The organism is Herbaspirillum sp. B65 (assembly GCF_000333555.1).
GTDB lineage: Bacteria > Pseudomonadota > Gammaproteobacteria > Burkholderiales > Burkholderiaceae_D > Herbaspirillum > Herbaspirillum rubrisubalbicans.
In genome coordinates, this window is the sequence record NZ_BADI01000754.1 from 1 (window position 1) to 1,430 (window position 1,430).

Genomic DNA, 1,430 nt, shown 5'->3' on the forward strand with positions numbered 1-1,430 from the left:
GAGCTATTCTGAAGGCAATGCAGCTGGTGAAAATTGGGACGAATTATGCTCCGAAAAGTCACTTGCAGAAATCATCGCGAAAACAGCTCTTGACCGCCATCTCCAACTTGTTACCGCGGCCTTCCTGCGTAAGAAACCTGACAGGGGGCGGGTATGAGAATAAGATCGGCATATCAGGAGAAAACAAAATCCACCTTTTACAGGGTGGCCTGGGGCGACTGGGCCAGCAAGGATTTTCAGTCGGTATGGCTTACCCTGCACCGTTTTGTAGTTCTCAACGGTCCGACGTTAGATGAATTTCAAGCTGATTTTTGCATCCCCATTGGCGAAAAAAAGCTTGCCCAAAGACCGTGGGCTCAAGTTCCAGGAAAACTTCAAATCAATCTGAACCGTGTAGCTAGACTCTGTCGGATCTCCATCAACGACTTGAGGTTTTCCCACCTGGGAGGGTTGCCGCTGAAGGATTCGCTCTTTCTTCCCAGTCTTCGGTTTTGCCCAAAATGTCTGAATGCCGGTTATCACACTGTGCTGATGTCGCTAGAAGCCTTACGGCGATGTCCAATACACGACGAGTCCCTGGAAGATGCCTGCAAGTGCGGAAAGCCATTTCTTGACGGAATAGATCGATCCATCATTGGGGGAGCAGGTTTTTGCACCTGCAGAAGACAGGAGCTACTCAGCCTACAAGCATCGCGCTCCCCAACGATCTCAAATGAAGAAGTACAAGTCTTTCGTGACTATACAAAATGGCTGACACGTTGTGGTACCCATATTTATTTGAAAGGCGCGATCGACCAAAAAGCCGAAACCGACAGGGCAATCCAATATTGGTCAAAAGTATTTCGGACTGAAGTTCCCTCTGTGTTTGATAGCTGGTCGTCCTCAGAAAATCGTGTAGTCACGGTTCACCACACGTCCTTGAAGCGATCCTCCACGGAATTTGTCGACACGATAGTGCGGAATCTAGCCCAAAAAAAACGCTATCGATGGTATCGCCGTAAGATGTTGGGGGATTCACCTTGGGTAAGTACTAGAAGTACGTATTCCGCGATTTGTCGTTATCTAAGACGTCACGTTGTGCCACCGGTCCATCGATGGAAAACAGACCTTGAGAGCTTTTTCCTTCAGTACCACATACCGGAGCAAGCAAGGAATAATCAGCTCATTAGAGCCTATTTATTCTTCTGCTTATATGGTGGCGAAACGAATTTTAGAAAATTGAACGGATTTCATAGTTCATCAAATAAAAGGCCTGACCCTCAACCAGCCTCACCTTTTTCTATGCCCAATTTTATTCCAAATTTTCTTGATAATTTTAGAGATGTGGAGGGCTTAAGATGGATCCGCGATAGGGCCGAAGCAGACTATCTATGGGTCTCTTGGAAGAGATGCGTTGAGCAAGCGGCGTCACAAGAGAATAATATAATTGA

1 pseudogene is annotated in these 1,430 nt (G+C 46.8%); it reads left to right on the forward strand.

Going from position 1 to position 1,430, the window contains the following annotated elements:
* Window positions 1-153 precede the first annotated feature (153 nt).
* Window positions 154-1,430, forward strand: a pseudogene (locus I5W_RS32885) (hypothetical protein); the annotation flags it as partial.